We start from the raw sequence: 389 nt of genomic DNA on the forward strand, positions 1-389 counted from the left end.
GATTCGCCTACAATAGTAACAACAGTTGCATGATGTAAAATGCGATCTAATATCGCATTGGCAAGCTTCGGTTCACGGAACACTTCATCCCATGATCTGAAGTTAACATTAGTTGTAAAGATGGTGCTTCGCTTCTCATAACGCATATCAATAAGCTGGAAGAACAACTTTGCATCTTCAGGTTCAATCGGAAGATAACCAATTTCATCAATAATGAGTAATTTGTACTTCGTGTAGTGCTTCAATCTTGTTTCTAGGCGGTTTTCTAGCATGGCACGTTTCAAGTTTTGAATCAGATCATGACACTTAATGAAGTAGGTGCTCGTTCGTTTCTTCGCAGCAGCAATGCCGATCGACGTAGCCAAGTGAGTTTTCCCAACCCCACTAGG

1 protein-coding gene is annotated in these 389 nt (G+C 41.1%); it reads right to left on the minus strand.

Annotated features, from left to right (window positions below; translation table 11 throughout):
* Positions 1–389, minus strand: a 389-nt coding sequence (locus V1L65_RS28655) for an ATP-binding protein (RefSeq protein WP_331702766.1), incomplete at both ends; no start/stop codon positions are given.

Origin of the sequence: Paenibacillus sp. IITD108 (genome assembly GCF_036541265.1) — a bacterium.
Taxonomy (GTDB): Bacteria; Bacillota; Bacilli; order Paenibacillales; family Paenibacillaceae; genus Pristimantibacillus.